Raw genomic sequence first — 16,850 nt, forward strand, 5'->3', positions numbered from 1 at the left:
TCGAGCGTCACACCCAACAGGATGGGAGCCAACACATGACCGAGAAGAACCTGGGCGCCGAGGCCCGTCGCCCGATCAAGATCGCCACCATCGGAGGCGGCTCGAGCTACACCCCCGAGCTCGTCGAGGGCTTCATCAGGCGCTACGACTCCTGCCCCGTGCGCGAGCTGTGGCTCGTGGACATCGAGGAGGGCCGCGAGAAGCTCGAGATCGTGGGCGGCCTCGCCCAGCGCATGGTCGAGGCGGCAGGCCTGCCCATGGAGGTCCACCTCACGCTCGACCGCCGCGAGGCGCTCGCGGGGGCGGACTTCGTGACGACGCAGTTTCGCGTGGGCCAGCTCGACGCGCGCATCAAGGACGAGCGCATCGCCCTCAAGCACGGCCTCATCGGCCAGGAGACCAACGGCGCCGCGGGCATGTTCAAGGCGCTGCGCACCATCCCGGTGATCTTCGACATCATCCGCGACATGGAGGAGCTGTGCCCCGACGCGTGGCTCGTCAACTTCACCAACCCGGTGGGCATCGTGACCGAGGCGGTGCTGCGCTATACCAACTGGAAGAAGATCATCGGTCTGTGCAACTGCCCGATCTCGATGCGCTTCGGCATCGCCAAGTGGATGGACGTCGACCCCGATCGCGTGCGCATGGAGCTCTCCGGCCTCAACCACCACTTCTTCGTGACCGACGTCTTCATCGACGGCAAGAGCCGCTTCGACGAGGTGCTCGAGCGCTACTGCACCCTTCCCGTCGAGGAGCTGGGCACCATGAAGAACATCATGGCCATCCCCTGGTCCAACCGCCTGGTGAGGGGCCTTCACGCCATCCCCGTGTCCTACCTCAACTACTACTTCTCCACGCGCGAGGAGCTCGAGGGCCTCGAGAAGGACTACCAGGAGCACGGGGTCCGCGCCGAGGTCGTCAAGAAGGTCGAGGCCGAGCTCTTCGAGCTCTACAAGGACGCCGAGCTGCACGTCAAGCCGAAGCAGCTCGAGGAGCGCGGCGGCGCGCACTACTCCGACGCCGCCTGCTCCGTGATCGACTCCATCGTGAACGACCGCGGCGACGTCCAGTACGTCGACGTCCAGAACAAGGGCACCGTCACGAGCCTGCCGTACGAGAGCGCCGTCGAGTGCGCGTGCGTCATCACCGGCGACGGCCCCAAGCCCATCTCGGTGGGCGAGCTCTCCCCGGCGATCAGCGGCACGATCCAGATGATCAAGAGCTTCGAGCGCATGGTCGCCGAGGCCGCCGTGACCGGCAACAAGGACCTCGCCGTGGCCGCTCTCGTGGCAAACAAGCTCTGCGACTCCGACGCGGTCGCGAACGAGGTGTTCGACGAGCTGTGCGAGGCGCACAAGGACTACCTCCCCGAGTTCTACAACGCTGACGGCACGCCCCGGGACGAGTCCGAGGCCCGCGCCGTCACGAGCCAGGTCTGCTCGCTCGCGTAGGGCGGCGAGCCTTCGGGGCGCCGCCCTCCGGCGGGCGGCGCCCACCTCCCCTCAGGAGTCCCCGTCGACTCCCGCCCCGGGCGCGACGAAGACCGCGACGGTGCGCGTCTCGGGGTGGTACGCCCGTCCGTTGCACGTCACGAGGACGAGGGCGCGCTCGGCGCTCCCCGCGCACGCCGCCGCGTCCGAGCGCGTGGCGTCGGCCTCCTCGAGCGCCCAGGAGAGCCACGCGCGGAGGTCCTTCTCGTCCGCTGCCGTGAAGCGCTGCCAACGCCCATCGTCCATCGCCACGCTCGCGGCGCAGAGCGGAGCGAGCGTCAGCGTTCCCGACTCGGGCGTCTGCCACGTGGCGTCCCCCACGGCGTCGAGCGATCCCTGCTCGTAGAGCGGCGAGACGTCGTGGAAGAGGTAGCTCTCGTAGGCGGTCCGATGCCCGTAGACGACCATCAGCCTCCCCTCCGGATCGCACCTGTGGTCAAGGTAGGGCACGCCGGTCTCGGAGGGGCTGCCCCAGAGGTCCGTGTAGAGCCAGGCGTCCGGGTCGTCCCCCTCCGCCGCCACGACGGGCACGTCGACGGTGGTCCCGTCCACGCGCAGCCAGGCGCAGACCTCGTCGTTCTGGGCGAGCAGCGCCCCCCAGTCAACGCCGGCCTGGGGGTCCCGGTCGTCGGCGGACCGCGAGGGGCCCGCGCGGTCGTCGACCGCCGCCACCTCCCGCGCCAGCTCCCGATAGCTGGCCGCGGCAACGCCGTCGCGGGCGACTGCGGCGACGCCGAGCGCCGCCGTGGAGAGCCCGACGACGGAGAGAAACGCGGTCAGGGCCCGAGCGAGCCGCATGCTGCGCCCCCTTTCCTCGGGGCCCCGGCCCGAGGGCCGGGGCCGTGACTGCGAACGGTGTCGGCGCTCCGCTCAGCGCCTGGTGCGCCTGCGCCCGGACGCGGACTGTCGGATTCTCAGGACCGCCGCGACCGCGGCGACTCCGAGGCCGAAGACGATGAGCGAGAGGCCGGCGGAGCTCTGTCCCGTGTTGGGGAACGCCCAGGCGCCCCCGCCTCCCGTGGTCTCGCCCGCGCCGCCGGTCGTCTGACGATCGGGCTCGCCCGCCGCGACGACGTCGACGGTGGCCGTGGCGTCGAGCGGCTCGTCGAGGCTCGCGCTCTCGAGGAGCGCCATGTTGACGAGGGTCTCGCCGGCGAGCGACTCGCCCGTCACCGAGGCGCGGTAGGAGAGCGTCACCTCGTCCCCGGCGTCGAGCGCCCCGAGCTCGAGCGTGATGCTCGTGCCGTCGACGATGGGGGAGAGCCCCTCGCGCTCCTCGCCGTTCACGCTGACGCGCAGGGAGTCCCCGGCGATTCTGACCCCGTCCGGCAGCCCGGTGTCCGAGAGCGTCGCGTCCTCGAGGCCCTCGGCGGCGCGGATGGTGACGGTGTAGGCCACCTCGTCGCCGACCGCCACCTCGTCGCGGTCCGCCGACTTCGAGAGCGTGGTCTCGTCCTTCTCGTCGCCCGGGTCCTCACCCGGGTCGGTTCCGGGCTTCGTCCCCGGGTCCTCACCCGGATCGGTCCCGGGGTCCTCCCCGGGGTCCTCTCCGGGGTCCGTCCCTGGGTCGTCGCCCGCGACGCGCACGGTCTCCCGGGCGCTCAGCGGCTCGTCGAGGCTCTCGGAGGTGAGGGTGGCGACGTTTTCGACCTCGGAGCCGGCGAGGGCCTCGTCCTGGGGCGTGGCGTCATAGGTGATCCTCACGGTCTCCCCGGGCCGAAGGTCCCCGAAGGCGACGCTGAAGGTGTTGCCCGCGATGTCGGCGTTCACGGGCCTGATCTCGCGGTCGTTCAGCCAGGCCCGGATGCTCGACATGTCGATGGGCATCGAGCCCGGCAGGCTCGCGTCCCCGACGACCACGTTGCGCGCTCCCTCTCCGTCTGCGGGCACGCTCGCCTCGACGGTGTAGGCGACGGGCTCGCCGACGGCGACCGTGTCGACGCTCGCGACCTTGGTGAGCGTCACCTCGGGCGCATCTGCGGGCACGGTGACGTGCGCGTCGTCTCGCAGCGCGCCGTCGAGCGTGTCCGCGGTGAGCTCGGCCGTGTTGACGACCGAGGTGCCCATGAGCCCCTCGTCGCGCGCCTGGGCGCGGTAGGTGATCGTCGCCACGTCCCCGGGCTCGAGGTCACCGAGGCGCGCGGCAAAGCCGTTGCCCTCGACGTCGAGCTCGAAGTCATCCACCGCCGCCCCGTTGACCTCGAGCTTGACGCCTCGCAGGTCGACGGGCATGGCCTCGGGCAGGCTCTTGTCGCTGATGACGACGTTTCTCGCCGGGTTGTCTGCGACGGATGCCGTGAGGGTGTAGGTCGCCCACTCGCCCATGCGTACGACGTCACGGTCGACGGTCTTGTCGAACTCGACGGTGGAGCGCGGGGCGACCACCTCGACGGTGTTGTCGTCGGTTCCGTCGAGCGAGCCCTCGGCGCTCGCCTGCGCGACGTTGTGGAGCGAGGTCCCGGCGGCGAGCATGCTCACGTCGTAGCTGACGGCGAGCTGCTGCTCGTCGACCAGGTCGATGCCGGTCGCCAGAGTGAATCCCACGATGCTCCCGTCCTCGGCGCGCACGTACTCGGGCTGAGCCTCACGGGGAGCCCCGTCGGGCCCGGTGACGACGACGGAGCCCTCGACGATCGAGCCGACGCCCGCCTCGTCCATGCGGTCCGTGACGACAACGCCCCTGGCCTCGCAGTCCTCGCGCGTCTGGCTCACGACCACGGTGTAGCGCCCCGTCTCTCCCTCCTGGTAGACGTCCCTGTCAGAGTCCTTCTCCACGTCGAGCCGCGGCCCCTTCACGTCCACGACCTCATCATCCGTGGTGGCGGTGTTGGGCTCCGAGGTCTCCGCGTGCGCCGTGTTCTCCACGGTCTTGCCGGCGAGCTCGCTGTCCTGGACCTGGACGCGGTACTCGACGGTTATCTCGGTCTCGCACGACGCGGTCCCCGCGCGTGCGCTGCCCACGTCCACGCCGAGCGGGTTTCTCCCCTCGGCGCTCGCGAGGGCCCCGTCCGCCCAGACGGGGCGGCTCGTCTCGGCGCACACGAGGTCTCTGTTGGTCTCGAGGATGAAGGTCTCTCCGCCCTGGGGGGCGTGGCGGTACGTGACCGTGCAGCTCTCGGTGATGTCCTCCCCGCGCGAGTCGTACGCGCGTATCGAGTCGCGCAGGAGCTCGACGCCCTGCGTGCGCGCGAGGTCGGAGATCACAAGGTCGCGACCGAGCGTCCCCGGCGTCGAGTTGGTGACGCGCACGTGGTAGGTGATGACGTCGTTCACGGTGAAGGTGTCGTTTGACGCCTCCTTCTCGACCGTGAGGTGCGGCTGGTTGACCCAGACGTCTGCCATGTCGTCATCGGGCTGGGAGTTCGCCGCCTCTGCCGTCACGCGGTTCTCGATCTCCCATCCGCTCACGCCGTCCTCGGGGTATGCTCGAAATACCAGCTCGAGGTCCGTGCCATGGGCGAGGTGGTCGACGCTCATCTTCCAGCCGGTCCCGGAGGGCTCTATCGACCAGGCGGGCGTGACGGCTTCGTACTGGTCGTGCGTGTGGTCATCGTCCGCGATGCGGTACTGGATGGGGGAGAGCACGCCCTCTGCGCGGTCTCCCACCCAGGACATCGCCACGTCCGAGCCGTTCTCGCGCAGGCTCAGGACCATGAGGCTGCCGTCGGCGTTGCGGCCCAGGCGCATCCCCTCGGGCAGCGTGTCGTCGGTCACGGTGACCCCGTTGGCGACGGTGCCCTCCTGCGCGTTGGTCACGTGGACGGTGTACTCGAAGAAGCCGGGGTCCTGGTCGGACGCCCCCACGTAGCCCTCGAAGCGGTCGACGTCCTTGGTGACCTCCACGTTGGCCGTGTTGGCGTAGATCTCCTCGGGGTCGTCCGCGTCCATGGCGTTGTTGGCGTGGATGCCGGCGTTGTTGACGATCTCGCGCCCGTTGCCGGACTGGCGGACGCGCGCCTGGTAGCTCACCACGAGCTCGTCGCCGTAGTTGAACTTGTCGAAGTGCAGCGACCACTCGTTGCCGTTGACCTCCACGGCGGGCAGGTCCTTGACGCCGGAGGCTCGCACCGTGTCCCCCAAAAGCTCGAGGTACTCGGGCAGGTTGTCGGATACCACGGTGTCGCGGCTCTGGGCGTTTCTGACGGTCTGGCGGTACGTGACGGTGTAGCTCACGACGTCACCGACCTCCCACTCATAGCCGTCCGCGACCTTGTCGACCGAGAAGACCGGCTGGAGCAGGTCCGTCTGCACGGTGTTGGAGGGCACCTTCCCCGTTCCGTTGATGAGGGCGTAGGAGGTGTTCCGCACGTAGAGGTTGCCGTTGGCGGGGTACTCCGTGAGCGTCGCGCGGAAGACGAACTGGTAGCGCTCACCGCTCATCGCCATGGTGGGCAGGAAGTCGCGGTCGAACTCAAAGCGGACGGTGTTCTCGGTGGGGTTCTCGTTGTCGCCCTCGTAGACCACCCGGCCCGCGCCGTCGAGGCGGCTCCCGTCCGGCCCCACGAGGTAGCCCGACCCGTCGACGTAGCGCATCTCCGCGGGCAGCACGTCAACGATGTCGAGCGCGGTGTAGTGGTATCCCACGCGGCAGTTGACGCCCTGCTCGTGCTCCTTGAAGTCGATGGTGTAGGTGACCTCGTCGCCCACCGAGACCCCCTCGGTCCTGTCGACGCTCTTCACGGGCTCCTCGCCCGGCTCGGGCGGCTCGTTGGGGTCGGGCAGCGTCAGGAACTCGCTGCTCAGCGAGAAGATCGACTCCGCCTCGCCCACGCGCCACGAGGTGCCGAACCAGATTCTCAGCGGCTGGAGGTGCCCCGCGGCGTTGTCCGAGGTCGAGTCGAAGTACGCCTCGCACAGGCCGAGCCGGTACTGCTCGGGGTCCGTCTCGGAGAGGGCGCCCTCGTCGCTCACGATGGCTGTCTTGTCGTCGTTGAGGCCGAGCCGGTCGTTGGACGACGTTATCCTGCCCTCGGTCGCCGACCCCCCGAACGAGAATGACTGGCCGCGGTCGAGGTCCGTCGTGGTGATGTGGCCCTTCAGCGGGATGGGCGTGTCCGTCCCGGCGAAGACGAACTTGACCTCGATCTCAAGGTCGTCGAGGCCGACGGTGTAGAAGTTGAAGTTCTCGAAGTCTCGTCCCTCGTCGGCGGGCGTCTTGTAGTCGTCGATCATGAAGACGCCGGTCTGGAAGGTCTCCCAGTTCCCTCGATACGGCCAGCGGTCCCATCCCTCGAGGGGCTCGACGAAGGTCCAGTCCGTGAGCGTCACCACGGCGTCGACCTCGTCCTCCCCGTACGAGCCCCCGGTGTAGCGCAGCGAGAACGAGCCCTTGGGCGTCGAGGCGTCGATGGGCGCGTAGTATCCCTTGGACCCCGCGTACTGCTCGTGCAGCGCGTTGGGGGTCGAGATGTACCGGCTGATGTCGTCCGTGCGGACGAAGCCGGTGACGCTGCCCTCGTCCACGTCGCTGAAGTTGATCGACCAGCTGTATCCCTGCGCCTCGAACTCGTCCTCGGAGACCTCGCTCACCGTGATCGGGTCGAACGACGGGTCCGCGAGGGCGACGATCGGAAAGAGCGTTCCGAGGGCGTTGCTCAGAACGAGGGCAACCGTCATGAGCAGCGCGCGCACGCGGGTCCCGACCGTCTGTCCGGCGCCGCTCCTGTTGCGGGGCGTCCCCCGCACCTTTCTTGCGTTCATGTCCCTTCCTTCTCTCTGGGCGCGGGGCCTGGCCGCGCGACGTCCATCAGGTCCTCCCGAAGCCTCCCTTCAGCAGTCGACGGTCCCCGGTCAGGCAGCGGGGCGTCCGGTGTGGTCGCGTGCGTGGGTGGCTCGGTTGGGCTGCGTTCGGGACGGGTGCCACATCGGTGGGAGGGGAGCGTAGCGCCGCGGGGCTTCCAGCTGTCTGCTTGTCCGCGCTCACGAGCCTTCGTCCCCAGCTCGGGGGCGTCATGGCCCTCGGGCGATCCCAGAGTCCGTCGGCGAGCGGTCGGTTGGGGTCTGCGAGCGCGAGCCGTCACCGGGGCGCCGCGCCCCACCGCGTCAAAAGCGAACAAAGCAAGAAGGTCGAGGTTCTTCTCGGCGTGTCCTCGGCGCGCTCAGCTGCCGACTGAGGCGGCGCCGCGCGGAAGGGGGTATCCTACTCGGGTCACCGCGAACGAAGGAGCTCCATGGGCTGTCTGAGCGTGCTGTTCAACCTCATCTGGATTCTCACGGGCGGCTGGATGACGGCTCTCGCCTTTCTGCTCGCCGGCGTCGTCTTCTGCGTCACGATCGTGGGCATCCCGCTGGGAAGGCAGGCCTTCAAGATGGCGTCGCTCACGCTCGCGCCCTTTGGCAAGACGGTCACCTACGGTGGCGGCGCGCCGTCGCTCGTGGCAAACGTGTTCTGGGTCGTGCTCGTGGGGCTCTGGACGGCAATCGGATACGCGGTCGAGGGGGCGATCTTCTGCGTCACGATCGTGGGCATCCCGTTTGGCCTGCAGCTCTTCAAGATGGCGAAGCTCGCCCTGTGCCCGTTCGGCGCGGAGGTTCGCTAGCCGGCGGGCTGCCATGCCACCGTAGCGCCGACTTCCGCACAGTCTCGAAATTGTGCGAACTCGGGGGCGCTAAGGGGGCGCCCTCTCTGGCGAGAAGGGCCTCCAACAGGCACTTTGCCCTGTGCCCATTGTCCGCGTCCGCACACATCGGGAATTGTGCGGACGTGGACCCCCGGCCCCGTCCGCTGGTAGCAGCCGCGAACACCCGTGTCAACCTGCGTGCGCTTGCCGAATCACGTCGTGCGCCACGCCGAGGGGACCCGCCTCCGGGCGAATGGGCCATGCGGGGCGGGGTAGGATTCGCCATGCGTATCCACACGACCGAAGGGACCAACCATGCTGCTCAAGGGAAAGACCGCCGTCGTCACCGGCGGCTCGCGCGGAATCGGCCTGGCCATCGTCAGGCGCTTCCTGGAGGAGGGCGCCAACGTGGCCCTGTGCGGCAGCCGACCGGAGACCGCGGCAAAGGCCGTCGACGCCATCCTCGCCGAGACGCCCGACGCGCCCGTGATGGGCATCTCGCCGGACATCGCCGACGAGGCGGCGCTCGAGGCAGCCTTCCGCGAGGTCGCCGAGCGCTTCGGCGGGCTCGACATCGTCTGCAACAACGCGGGCATCTCGCAGTCCACGCCGCTCGACGACTACACGCCCGAGCAGTTCGACGCCATCATCGACATCAACGTCAAGGGCGTCCTCAACGGTTGCCAGGCGGCCGCGCGCGTGCTCGGCGAGGGCGGCGTGATCATCAACACGAGCTCGATGGTCTCCAAGATGGGCCAGCCCTCCGGCGTGGCCTACCCCATGTCCAAGTTCGCGGTGAACGGCATCACCATCTCGCTCGCGCGTGAGCTCGGGCCCAGGGGCATCCGCGTGAACGCCGTGGCCCCGGGCGTCACCGCCACGGACATGGTGGCGTCGCTCCCGGAGGAGATGATCGCGCCCATCGCCGCCGGCATCCCGCTGCGCCGGGTGGGGCAGCCCGAGGACGTCGCCAACGCCTTCGTCTACCTGGCGAGCGACCTCGCCTCCTACGTGACCGGTGAGGTTCTGGCGGTCGACGGCGGCATGACGGTGTAGAGTCGACGGGGCGCGGTGCCGCTGCGCCGCGCCCCGCTCGTCACCGTAGCAAGGGGGCCGCCCATGGGAGCGCTCGACCCGCTCGTGCTCTACCTCGCCATCGTGAACGCGACGACGCTCGCGCTCGTGGCGCTCGACCGGAGGCTCTCCGGGCGTGGCGGCAGCGGAGAGGCGGTGTCCCGCACGGCGCTCACACTGCTCATGTTCGCCGGCGGAGCCCTCGGCGGCGTGATCGCGATCGCTCTGTTCGACCGACGCACCAACAAGCGAAACTCGGCGTGGCACGCCTTCTCGGTCATCGCGCTTCTGGGCTGGTCGCTCGCCCTCGTGGCCATCTACGTCGCGCCGCTCGACCCGCGGGCGGTGCTTGCTGCCGCGACCGGCAGGGGGCACACGGGTCTTCTCGCCTACCTCGTCGTCGCGAGCGGCGCGACGTTTCTCGTCTTCGTCGTCGACAAGCTCGTCGCCATCTGGAACGGCCGGGGGCACGACGCGACGCGCGTGCCCGAGGGGGCGCTGCTGCTGCTCTCGCTCGCGGGAGGCTCTCCCGGCGCGCTCCTCGCCATGCTCGTGGCCAGGCACAAGATTCGCACGACCGCCTTCGCCGTGGGCATCCCCCTCATGCTGGCGCTCCAGGTCGTCCTCGTGGCGTACCTGCTGCAGTTCGGCGTGGCGTAGCCTGGCCGCGCCCCGGGGCGCGGCGGCCGCGGTCGCCGCGGGGCGGAATCGCGTCGAGTGCGCGCTGGCCTCCGCGCACTCGAGCCAATTCTTGTCCGTGCGGACAAAGAACCCGCCGAGTGCGCGCCTCCTCCAAAGCGGAAGCGCGCACTCGGCGGGGTTGCTCGCAGTTGTGTCGCGGCGTCCGCCGCGCGCTAGCCGTCGCTGCGGGAGAAGCCGTTCCTCATGCGCATGCTCGCCTCGTAGAGGACCTTGTCGAGCAGGTCCTCGGTCTGCCTCCGGCACTCATCGGCGATCGCGGCGTTGCAGGCGGCGAGGTCGCCGCCCCTCTCGTCGCACTCCCGGACCATGGCGGCGCAGCGCGCGCTCAGCGCCTCCTGGTAGCGCTCGACGTGCGGCAGGCACGCCCCGTACGCGCCGTCCGCGAGCGCACCTACGAGTCGGTTTGCCCAGTAGAAGCTCTCGCTGGTCACGCGCGTGGTGGTTCCCTCGAAGTACGCCGGCGTCTCGCGGACGCCCGCGTAGAGCGGAACGAGCGCGTTGAAGGCGTTGGACCCGTAGGCGATCCACTGCAGCGCCGCGCGCTCGGCCGGCACGCTCGGGCGAAGCTGCAGCACGGCGAGCTGGCTGTTGCGGTTGATGCCGATGGGGCGGTAGAGCCCGCGAAGCTCGCGCGGGCCGTGGCCGTAGGGGTCGTACGGCGTGCCCTGGTAGTGCAGCGAGAGCACGTACTTCACGTCCTCGATCGTCACCTTGCGCTCGGGCTCGCGACACCAGGGGATGCGGTCGCTCTCGGGGCCGAAGTCGGCCGCCGGCGCCGCGGTGTCCCAGGGGCCGGCGTGCGGGCTGAGGAATCGCTGCATGGCCCAGGCGCGCGGCGTGTTGTAGACATGGTCGGAGTCGGAGTGGCTGCCGAACGCCTCGCGCGGGTTGAAGTGCCCGCCGCGCACGCCGAGCGTGAGGTCGAGGTGGTTGTCCTCCATCCATGCGCGCAGGTCGGGCGAGCAGAGGTGCTCGTCCTTCTCGCCGTACGCGTCGTCGAGGTCGAAGTCGTCGATGCCGAGCTGGTTGGGCATGGTGACGTAGGAGTCGTCGGGCACGCGCCGCGCGATCCAGTGATGGCCGCCCACGGTCTCCATCCACCAGATCTCGTTCGCGTCGGAGAAGGCGATGCCGTTCATCTCGTAGGTGCCGTGGCGCTCCAGGAGCTCGCCCATCCGCAGCACGCCGTCGCGCGCGCTCGTGGCGTAGGGGAGCACGAGCGTGACCATGTCCTCCTCGCCGATGCCGCCGGGCGTGCCCGTTGCCGCGTCGTAGCGCACGAGCGGGTCGGCGGCGAGCACGCGCTCGTTGGTGGTGATGGTCTCCGTGGCGCTCATGCCCACGTTGAGCTCGTTGAAGCCGGCCTCCTCCCAGAGCCCCTCCTTGAGATCGGCGTTGGGCATGGCGGTGTAGCGCATGCCTCCCTCGCGAAGCTCGATCTCCAGGTGGGAGATGACGCTCCGGTAGACGGCGCCGGCCCGCGGCGCCTCGCGCGCGACGAAGCGCTTGGGGCAGAACTCGCCGTTGGACGAGTCCTCGTTGCGGGCAACGATCGTCGACCCGTCGTAGCTGGCCTTCCGGCCAACAAGGATGGTGGTGCAGGGCATGGATCCTCCTTCTCGCGCGCGCCGGTCGGCTCGTCGGCGCGCCCCGTTCGTCCAGGCACCATCTTAGCGGTATGCGGGGCGGGGCGCCCGCTCGCCGGCGCGCCCGCGCGGGCCGCTGACCCGGGTGCCGGGCGCGCGGGGCGGCCGGACTTTAACATCGCTTTTCGACGTCGCCCGGCGCCGCCGCGCTGGGCTGGCGGGGCGCCATACTATACGGGTTCGTTCCGCGAGCCCGGAGGTGTTCCGCATGTCCATGAAGTTCAAGCGTCTTCTGCCCATCCCCAAGGACATCCGCGCCGAGATGCCCCTCTCCAACGAGATGGTCGCGCGCAAGGCCGCCTTCGACGAGCGCGTCGCGGCGGTGCTGTCCGGCCACGACGACCGTCGCCTGCTCATCATCGGCCCGTGCTCGGCGGACCGCGAGGACTCCGTGCTCGACTACGCCACCCGCCTGGCCAAGCTCGCCGAGACGGTGGAGGACAAGCTCGTCGTCATCCCGCGCGTCTACACCAACAAGCCGCGCACCAAGGGCGTCGGCTACAAGGGGCTGCTCCACAACCCCGACCCCGAGTCCGGGGACGACCTGCTCGAGGGCGTCAAGGCCATTCGCCGCATGCACCTGCGTGTGGTGGAGGAGACGGGCATGTTCACGGCCGACGAGATGCTCTACCCCACCAACTACCAGTACCTCATCGACGTGCTCGCCTACATCGCGGTGGGCGCCCGCTCGGTCGAGAACCAGGAGCACCGCCTCGTGGCCTCGGGCGTCCCCATGCCCGTGGGCATGAAGAACCCCACCGGAGGCTCGACCGACGTCATGCTCAACTCCATCTACGCGGCGCAGCAGCGTCAGACCTTCATCTTCCGCAACTGGGAGGTCTCCACGACGGGCAACCCGCTCGCGCACGCGGTGCTGCGGGGCTACGTGGGCCTCGACGGCATCAACTACCCCAACTACCACTACGAGTACCTCGAGCGCCTTGCCGAGAAGTACACCGCGGCGAGCTTCGAGAACCCCGCCGCGATCATCGACTGCAACCATGACAACTCCGGCAAGCGCCCGTTCCAGCAGATTCGCATCTGCCACGAGGTGCTCGACTCGATGAGCCGCTCCGACACCATCGGTCGCCTCGTGCGCGGCTTCATGGTCGAGTCCTACCTCGTCGACGGAAACCAGCCGGTCGGCGGCGGAACCTACGGTCAGTCCATCACCGACGCGTGCCTGGGCTGGGAGAAGACCGAGCGGCTCGTGCGCGAGATCGCCGAGCGCGTGTAGGGGCGCCGGGCCGGGGCTCCCAACCGGGCCCGCCGGGTGACGAGACGGAGCGACTGACGAAAAGCGCGCCCAGCGGGGCGCGCGTTTCGCCAGTCGCTCCGTTTTGCTGGAGCGCCGCGGCAGGGGCGCCGCGAACCGATCGCCGGGGCTCGCCCCCTACGCGACCCCGCGCTCCGCGCGTCTTCTCGCTCGGGCGAGAAGCGCCACGCGCCGCAGCTCCCTGGCGCGCGCCGGCTCCATCGCCTTCACGCCCTCGAGGGGGTAGGGGATGCCGAGCTTCTCGTACTTGGTCCTGCCGAGCGTGTGGTAGGGGAGCAGGTCGAGCCCCACGACGTTGTCCCAGTCGCCGATGATGCGCCCAACGGCGGCGACCTCCTCCTCGGAGTCGGTGATGCCGGGAACCACCACGTGGCGGACGAGCGTGGGTACGCCACGCCGCGCGAGCTCGTCCCCGAGCTCGAGGGCGTGCGAGGCGGGCAGGCCGCAGAGCCGCTCGTGGCCCGCGGCGTCCGACGTCTTGATGTCGAGCAGCACGAGGTCGCACTCGTCGAGAAGCGCGGAGAACCGCTCCGCGCCCGCCGAGGAGAAGGTGGCGCCGCTCGTGTCGAGGCACGTGTGGATGCGCCCTGCCGGCGCGGCGTGGGCGGCCCGGAAGAGCGCCGCGACGAAGTCCGGCTGGGCCATGGGCTCCCCGCCCGTGACAGTGATGCCGCCGCGACGGTAGAAGGGGCGGTTGCGCTCGTAGCGCTCGAGGAGCGCGCCGACGGTCATGCTCGTGCCGGGGCCAGTGCCGTCGGCGCGGGCGAACTCCCAGGTGTCGGGGTTGTGGCAGTACTGGCAGCGCATCGGGCAGCCTTGGCAGAACACCACGAACCGCGTGCCGGGCCCGTCCACCGTCCCGAAGCTCTCGGTGGAGTGAATCCGCCCGATCACGTCAACGTCCCGCACGCTCTTCTCGGTATCCACAGTCACATCCGCACCTTCCACCCAGATCTGTATGCAACCATGATAGACAGAGCGGGCGGGGAGGTTGCGGAGCAAAGTTCCTGCACGCCAAGGGCGCGAAGCACTTTGCGGAGCAACCTCCCCGCCCGCCTTACGGACAGGTCAGGTCGACCTTACATCGCCTCGTGGAAGGTGCGGCTGATGACGTCGTCCTGCTGCTTCTTGGTGAGGGAGTTGAACTTCACCGCGTAGCCGGAGACGCGAATGGTGAGCTGCGGGTACTTCTCGGGGTGAGCCTGGGCGTCAAGCAGGGTCTCCTTGGTGAAGACGTTGACGTTGAGGTGGTGGCCGCCCTCCTCGACGTAGCCGTCGATCATGCTGACGAGGTTGTCGACCTGCTCGGCAGAAGCGCTCATGTGAGTTCCTTTCTCGTATGGGCCGCCCCCCGTCGGGGGCGGCCCGCCCTTTCCCACAGTGTAGCCGATAATTGCTACAAAAGAAGTGTCAATTACCGTGCAAAAGTGACAGTCCCTTTTGCACGCTTTGCACGGTGCTAGCAGCAGCCGCAGTCGGGGGCCGGGTTCTCGATCTGGATGTCCACGTCGACGCCCAGCGCGTCGAGGTCGAGCTCGCCGAACATGACCTCGCCGTCCTTGCCGAGGGCGCCCGGGACGATGGAGAACGTGTTGGAGATGCCGTCCTGAGCGTCCTTGAACGGGAGCTTGGCCACGGAGGCGAGCGACGCGACGGCGCCGTGGGTGTCGCGACGGTGCATCGGGTTGGCACCCGGGGCGAAGGGCTCGCCGGCGCGACGGCCGTCGGGCGTGTTGCCGGTGGCGTTGCCGTAGACCACGTTCGAGGTGATGGTGAGGATCGAGGTCGTGGGCACGGAGTTGCGGTAGGTGTCGGTCTCGCGGACGTACTTCATGAAGACCTCGACCACGTCGTGGGCGATCTGGTCCACGCGGTCGTCGTCGTTGCCGTACTTGGGGAAGTCGCCCTCGACCTGGTAGTCGGTCACGAGGCCGGTCTCGTCGCGGACGACCTTGACCTTGGCGTACTTGATCGCGGAGAGCGAGTCGGCCACGACGGACAGGCCCGCGATGCCCGTGGCGAACCAGCGGTGGACGTGCTCGTCGTGCAGGGCCATCTGCAGGCGCTCGTAGCAGTACTTGTCGTGCATGTAGTGGATGATGTTGAGGGAGTTGACGTAGACCTCGGCGAGCCACTGCATCATGTCGCGGTACTTGGAGACGACGTCGTCGTAGTCGAGGTAGTCGCCCTCGACCGGACGGAACTTCGGGCCGACCTGCTCGCCGGTCTTCTCGTCACGGCCGCCGTTGATGGCGTAGAGCAGGCACTTGGCGAGGTTGGCGCGGGCGCCGAAGAACTGCATCTCCTTGCCGATGCGCATCGAGGACACGCAGCAGGCGATGGCGTAGTCGTCGCCGTGGTAGACGCGCATGAGGTCGTCGTTCTCGTACTGGATGGAGCTCGTGGTGATGGAGATCTTGGCGCAGTAGCGCTTGAAGGCCTCGGGCAGGCGCGTGGACCAGAGCACCGTGAGGTTGGGCTCGGGGCTGGTGCCCATGTTCTCGAGGGTGTGGAGGTAGCGGAAGGCGGTCTTGGTGACCATGGAGCGGCCGTCGACGCCCATGCCGCCAATGGACTCGGTGACCCACTGCGGGTCGCCGGAGAAGAGCTCGTTGTACTCGGGCGTGCGGGCAAACTTGACCATGCGCAGCTTCATGACCAGGTGGTCGATGATCTCCTGGGCCTCGGCCTCGCAGATCTTGCCGGCCTTGAGGTCGCGCTCGGCGTAGATGTCCAGGAACGTGGAGTTGCGGCCGATCGACATCGCGGCGCCGTTCTGCTCCTTGACCGCGGCGAGGTAGCCGAAGTAGAGCCACTGGACGGCCTCCTGGAACGAGGCGGCCGGGCGGGAGATGTCGAAGCCGTAGATCTTGCCGAGCTGCGCGAGCTCCTGGAGCGCGCGGATCTGCTCGGCGAGCTCCTCGCGGTGGCGGATGGTGGCCTCGTTCATGGTCTTCTGGGTGCCGGCGTGCTCGGCCTTCTTCTCCTCGATGAGGCGGTCGACGCCGTAGAGGGCGACGCGACGGTAGTCGCCGATGATGCGGCCGCGGCCGTAGGCGTCGGGGAGGCCGGTGATGATGTGGCTGTGGCGGCACGCGCGCATCTCGGGCGTGTAGCAGTCAAAGACGCCCGCGTTGTGGGTCTTGCGGTAGTTAGTGTAGATGTTGACGATCTCGGGGTCGACCTCGTAGCCGTTCTGCTTGCACGCGGCCACGGCCATGCGGATGCCGCCGTTGACCATGAGGGCGCGCTTGAGCGGCTTCTCGGTCTGAAGGCCCACGATCTTCTCCAGCGGCTGGTCGATGTAGCCAGCGGGGTGGGAGACGATCGTCGAGACGAGGTCGGTGTCCATGTCGAGGACGCCGCCCGCCTCGCGCTCCTGCTGGAAGAGGTCGAGGACCTCGTTCCAGAGCTTGGTGGTGCTCTCCGTGGGGCCGGCGAGGAAGGACTCGTCGCCGTCGTACGGGGTGTAGTTCTTCTGGATGAAGTCACGGACGTCGATCTCGTGCTCCCAGTTGCCACCCACAAAGCCCTGCCATGCTTCCTGACTCACTGCTCACGCTCCTTAGACGTGGTCGTTGTGTAGCCGCTAGGGTAACGGCCCCACCAAGGTACCAGATATGTAAAGGATTTGTGATGAGAATAAGTTAGCTTTGGTTACCATCGCGCAAACTACATAGAGGCACAGCATGTTGTGGTATGAGACAAGTATATCCTCAACTTGTGGTGGTATGGCGCGCATGGCGCCCAACGTCCCCTCGGGCCTCTCCTGCTGCGCAGGCCCCCTCTCCGCCGCGCGCTTTCGGGGCGCGTGACTTCCGCCATCCGCGCGCCCTTGGCGCCGACCCCCTCAGGGGTGATGCCTAGAAGGCGCCGTCATTGGGTGATGTGGCTCTCGCGCGTCGCCCGCGAGGCCAGATTTGCAAAGAACCCCGTGCGATTGGGTGCGAGCCCTGAGGTTTTTCTCGCTTTTGGGCTTCGGGGAGCGCCCAATCTGTGGCGGTTTGTGGCACACTGCGCGCTCCGGGGCACGCCTCGGGTCGCGGGGCGGGGCCCAGCATCAAACATGCTACCCAATCGCAAGGGGTTTCAGCGGAGCCCG

Annotated in this window: 11 protein-coding genes; 5 read left to right on the forward strand and 6 right to left on the reverse strand. The window is 68.7% G+C overall.

The window, feature by feature from the left end; translation table 11 throughout:
* Positions 1–35 precede the first annotated feature (35 nt).
* The gene (locus BQ7106_RS00255; RefSeq protein ID WP_072369496.1) at positions 36–1,451 is read left to right on the forward strand and encodes a 6-phospho-beta-glucosidase; all 1,416 of its coding nucleotides are present in this window, start codon (positions 36–38) and stop codon (positions 1,449–1,451) included.
* Positions 1,452–1,502: 51 nt separating this feature from the next.
* On the opposite strand, the gene BQ7106_RS00260 is transcribed toward BQ7106_RS00255, so the two are convergent.
* On the reverse strand, positions 1,503–2,288 hold the full coding sequence (locus BQ7106_RS00260) for a class B sortase (protein ID WP_072369499.1): 786 nt from the start codon (positions 2,286–2,288) through the stop codon (positions 1,503–1,505).
* 72 nt (positions 2,289–2,360) lie between these two features.
* Complete coding sequence (locus BQ7106_RS00265; protein ID WP_072369502.1) at positions 2,361–7,190, reverse strand: isopeptide-forming domain-containing fimbrial protein; 4,830 nt, start codon at positions 7,188–7,190, stop codon at positions 2,361–2,363.
* Between the two features lie 470 nt (positions 7,191–7,660).
* Between BQ7106_RS00265 and BQ7106_RS00270 the strand changes: the two genes are divergently transcribed.
* The 3 genes from BQ7106_RS00270 to BQ7106_RS10545 all read left to right on the forward strand — a co-directional run bounded on the left by BQ7106_RS00270 (position 7,661) and on the right by BQ7106_RS10545 (position 9,784).
* On the forward strand, positions 7,661–8,029 hold the full coding sequence (locus BQ7106_RS00270) for a YccF domain-containing protein (protein ID WP_240307386.1): 369 nt from the start codon (positions 7,661–7,663) through the stop codon (positions 8,027–8,029).
* A gap of 336 nt (positions 8,030–8,365) precedes the next feature.
* Positions 8,366–9,106 (forward strand): SDR family NAD(P)-dependent oxidoreductase, encoded by a 741-nt coding sequence (locus tag BQ7106_RS00275; RefSeq protein ID WP_072369510.1) that lies wholly within the window; start codon positions 8,366–8,368, stop codon positions 9,104–9,106.
* Positions 9,107–9,169: 63 nt separating this feature from the next.
* The gene (locus BQ7106_RS10545) at positions 9,170–9,784 is read left to right on the forward strand and encodes a DUF1294 domain-containing protein (RefSeq protein WP_083526806.1); all 615 of its coding nucleotides are present in this window, start codon (positions 9,170–9,172) and stop codon (positions 9,782–9,784) included.
* A 194-nt stretch (positions 9,785–9,978) separates the two neighbouring features.
* On the opposite strand, the gene BQ7106_RS00285 is transcribed toward BQ7106_RS10545, so the two are convergent.
* Positions 9,979–11,433, reverse strand: coding sequence for a C69 family dipeptidase (locus BQ7106_RS00285; protein WP_072369512.1), 1,455 nt, complete (start codon positions 11,431–11,433; stop codon positions 9,979–9,981).
* A 247-nt stretch (positions 11,434–11,680) separates the two neighbouring features.
* Here BQ7106_RS00285 and BQ7106_RS00290 point away from each other — a divergent pair, with 247 nt between their 5' ends.
* Positions 11,681–12,709, forward strand: a complete 1,029-nt coding sequence (locus BQ7106_RS00290) for a 3-deoxy-7-phosphoheptulonate synthase (RefSeq protein WP_072369515.1) — start codon at positions 11,681–11,683, stop codon at positions 12,707–12,709.
* Positions 12,710–12,865: 156 nt separating this feature from the next.
* On the opposite strand, the gene pflA is transcribed toward BQ7106_RS00290, so the two are convergent.
* The 3 genes from pflA to pflB all read right to left on the reverse strand — a co-directional run bounded on the left by pflA (position 12,866) and on the right by pflB (position 16,301).
* A complete protein-coding gene (gene pflA / locus BQ7106_RS00295; protein ID WP_072369517.1) occupies positions 12,866–13,681 on the reverse strand; it encodes a pyruvate formate-lyase-activating protein in 816 nt (271 codons plus the stop codon).
* 146 nt (positions 13,682–13,827) lie between these two features.
* On the reverse strand, positions 13,828–14,070 hold the full coding sequence (grcA3, locus tag BQ7106_RS00300) for an autonomous glycyl radical cofactor GrcA3 (protein WP_072369518.1): 243 nt from the start codon (positions 14,068–14,070) through the stop codon (positions 13,828–13,830).
* A gap of 137 nt (positions 14,071–14,207) precedes the next feature.
* A complete protein-coding gene (pflB, locus tag BQ7106_RS00305) occupies positions 14,208–16,301 on the reverse strand; it encodes a formate C-acetyltransferase (protein WP_072369520.1) in 2,094 nt (697 codons plus the stop codon).
* Between the last annotated feature and the right edge of the window lie 549 nt (positions 16,302–16,850).

Origin of the sequence: Thermophilibacter mediterraneus (genome assembly GCF_900119385.1) — a bacterium.
Taxonomy (GTDB): Bacteria; Actinomycetota; Coriobacteriia; order Coriobacteriales; family Atopobiaceae; genus Thermophilibacter; species Thermophilibacter mediterraneus.

Coding starts and splice junctions, on each gene's coding strand:
- BQ7106_RS00265 (WP_072369502.1), bottom strand. CDS start 7,190: ATGAACGCAAGAAAGGTGCGGGGGACGCCCCGCAACAGGAGCGGCGCC.
- BQ7106_RS00270 (WP_240307386.1), top strand. CDS start 7,661: ATGGGCTGTCTGAGCGTGCTGTTCAACCTCATCTGGATTCTCACGGGC.
- grcA3 (WP_072369518.1), bottom strand. CDS start 14,070: ATGAGCGCTTCTGCCGAGCAGGTCGACAACCTCGTCAGCATGATCGAC.
- BQ7106_RS00290 (WP_072369515.1), top strand. CDS start 11,681: ATGTCCATGAAGTTCAAGCGTCTTCTGCCCATCCCCAAGGACATCCGC.
- BQ7106_RS00285 (WP_072369512.1), bottom strand. CDS start 11,433: ATGCCCTGCACCACCATCCTTGTTGGCCGGAAGGCCAGCTACGACGGG.
- BQ7106_RS00255 (WP_072369496.1), top strand. CDS start 36: ATGACCGAGAAGAACCTGGGCGCCGAGGCCCGTCGCCCGATCAAGATC.
- BQ7106_RS00260 (WP_072369499.1), bottom strand. CDS start 2,288: ATGCGGCTCGCTCGGGCCCTGACCGCGTTTCTCTCCGTCGTCGGGCTC.
- BQ7106_RS10545 (WP_083526806.1), top strand. CDS start 9,170: ATGGGAGCGCTCGACCCGCTCGTGCTCTACCTCGCCATCGTGAACGCG.
- BQ7106_RS00275 (WP_072369510.1), top strand. CDS start 8,366: ATGCTGCTCAAGGGAAAGACCGCCGTCGTCACCGGCGGCTCGCGCGGA.